Annotated in this window: 2 protein-coding genes; both read left to right on the top strand. The window is 67.7% G+C overall.

From position 1 onward, the window contains the following. The first annotated feature begins 180 nt into the window (after positions 1 to 180). Positions 181 to 1,680, top strand: a complete 1,500-nt coding sequence (gene istA / locus ABZT02_RS46080; protein WP_356029454.1) for an IS21 family transposase — start codon at positions 181 to 183, stop codon at positions 1,678 to 1,680. A 60-nt stretch (positions 1,681 to 1,740) separates the two neighbouring features. Beyond that, positions 1,741 to 2,514: an IS21-like element helper ATPase IstB gene (gene istB / locus ABZT02_RS46075; protein WP_356029451.1), complete on the top strand. Its 774-nt coding sequence runs from the start codon at positions 1,741 to 1,743 to the stop codon at positions 2,512 to 2,514. The last annotated feature ends 103 nt before the right edge of the window (positions 2,515 to 2,617 follow it).

Here is a 2,617-nt window from a genome sequence, read left to right as displayed (position 1 = left end):
TGACGGCGGCCGTGGCAAAGTCCAGATGTGCGGCCAGCCGAGTCCAGGCTGATGGCCACCGGGATTCCTGGTGGATGGCCGTCTGACCAGTGGTGTTCCTGATCACTTCCTTAACTGGAGGAGACCCCTCCGACCGTTTGCTGGTGTTTGCACGCATCAGCTACCGGCCGGAGAGGTCCTGTGACGAAGTCTGACACGGAGATCATGGAAATCCTTGAGGCGTACGACCTGACCGGGACGGTCTGGTCGGCGGCAAGCCTGGCGGGACACGACCCGAAAACGGTCAAGAGGTATGTCGAGGCCCGTAACGGCGGGCGCAATCCTTATGAGCGAGAGCCGCGGCCGAAGATGATCGACGCGTTCCTGGAGAAGGTCGAGGAGTGGGTCGAGCAGTCGAAGGCGACGATCCGCGCCGATGTGGTCCACGAGAAGCTGGTGAAGATGGGCTACCGGGGCAGCGCGCGCTCGACGAGACGGGCGGTGAACACCGCGAAGACTGCGTGGAAGGCGGGCAAGCGCCGGACGTACCGGCCGTGGATTCCCGAGCCGGGCCGGTGGCTGCAGTTCGACTGGGGCGAAGGCCCGCGCATCGCGGGACGTCGGACCTGGCTGTTCTGCGCGTGGCTGTCCTGGTCGCGGTTTAGGGTCGTGATTCCGGTCTGGGACTGCACGTTGGGCACTTTGGTGGCCTGCCTGGACACCACGTTGCGGCGGATCGGCGGGGCACCGACGTATGTGCTGACGGACAACGCGAAGACGGTCACCGTCGAGCACATCGCCGGGATTCCGGTGCGGCATCCGCAGATGGTCGCCGCGGGCCGGCACTACGGCTGCCAGGTCGTCAGCTGCGTGCCTTACGACCCCGAATCGAAGGGCGGCGCGGAGGCCACGGTCCGCATCGCGAAGGCCGACCTCGTGCCCACGGACGCGAACCTGCTGGCCGCCTACGACTCCTTCGCCGACCTCGCGGATGCCTGCCTGACCTGGTGCGACGCGGTGAACTCGCGCCGTCACCGGGCGACGGGGCAGATACCTGCCGACCGCCTCGACATCGAACGCACCACGCTGCACATCCTGCCCATCGAGCCGCTCGCGCTCGCGTTGGGCGAGGAGCGGCTGGTCGGTTCGGATCGCACGATCAGCTTCAACTCGGTGCGCTACTCGACTCCGCCGGGCTATACCGGCGTCCGGGTGTGGTGCCGGGTGGTCGGCGAGGAACTGTCCATCACTGCCCGCACCAACTCCGGTGATCTGTCGGAGATTTGGCGCCATCAGCTTTCCACTCCGGGTGTTCCGCAGATCATCGACGCCCACTATCCCGACCATCCCGACGGCCGCAGCATTCACCAGCCGAGGCTGCAGCCCCGCTCGGAAGCTGAGATCGCGTTCGTGGGCATCGGCCCCGGCGCGGGCCGCTGGCTCAAGGAAGCCGGACCCGCAGGCGCCACCCGCATCCGCGCCAAGATGGCCCGCGCGGTCGAGCTGGCCACCGTCCTGGGCAACGACCGTGTCGACCAGGCCCTCGGACTTGCGGCCACGGCCGGGCGCTTCGCCGACGGCGACCTGCTGTCGATCCTGGGACACATCGCCGACAGCAAGCCCGCCGGCGAGGTCATCCGCGCGGACGAAGCCCACTCCGTCCAGAACGGAACCAGCGGCTGGCAGGCACTGGGCCGCTGATCCAATCAGCCGCCCGCCACCACCTTTTGACTGCACGTCACCCAAGAGAACGGCACCTCCATGAGCTTTCCCAACGCGCCCGCGATCCCCGAGGAACTCGACAAGCTCATGCGCCGCATGCGCCTGCCCTATATGCGCAAAGCGGCCCCCGACGTCCTGGCCACCGCCCGCGCTCAACGCTGGGACCCCGCCGAGGTCCTGCGACTGCTGATAGCCGAGGAAGTCACCGGCCGCGACGCGGCCACCCGTCGGCTTCGCCGGCACTCGGCGAACTTCCCCACCGGCAAGACGCTGGGCTCCTGGCGGGCCGAGGACTCCACCATCCCCGAACCCACCCAGAACGCCCTGACCACCCTCGAATGGATCGGCCGGGCCGAGAACTTGGTGATCGCCGGACCCTCGGGGACGGGAAAGAGCCACTTCACCGAGGGACTCGCCCAGGCCGCGATCGAGAAGGACATGCGAGTGTCCTGGTTCACCCTGGAGACGCTGAGCTCCGCGATCGGCAAGTCGAAGGTCGACGGGTCCACCGCACGGACCGTCGCCCGGATCTGCCGGGCCGATCTGATCGTCATCGATGACATTGGCCTGCTGCCCGTCGGCGAGGACGCCGCCGAGGCGTTCTACCGGATCATCGATGCCGCCTACGAGCGCCGGTCCATCGCGGTCACCAGCAACATCCACCCCTCTGGCTTCGACACGATCATGCCCAAGACCCTCGCGGGCGCCAGCACCGACCGCCTCATGCACCACGCTCACCTCGTGACCACCACCGGCGACTCGCACCGCCTCGCCGAGGCCCTCGCCGGGAAGGGAGTGATCCCTTTGAACTGACCCCCACCCCAGGAACACCACCGGCCACACACCTGGGTTTCTGATGGCCACCAGCCTGGTCAACCAACGGCCACCCGCCTGGGTATCTCAGTGGCCGTTGACA

The sequence above is a fragment of the Streptomyces sp. NPDC005402 genome, from assembly GCF_040606575.1.
Classification (GTDB): domain Bacteria; phylum Actinomycetota; class Actinomycetes; order Streptomycetales; family Streptomycetaceae; genus Streptomyces.
This window is presented reverse-complemented; position numbering and strand designations above follow the sequence as displayed.

Coding starts and splice junctions, on each gene's coding strand:
- istB (WP_356029451.1), top strand. CDS start 1,741: ATGAGCTTTCCCAACGCGCCCGCGATCCCCGAGGAACTCGACAAGCTC.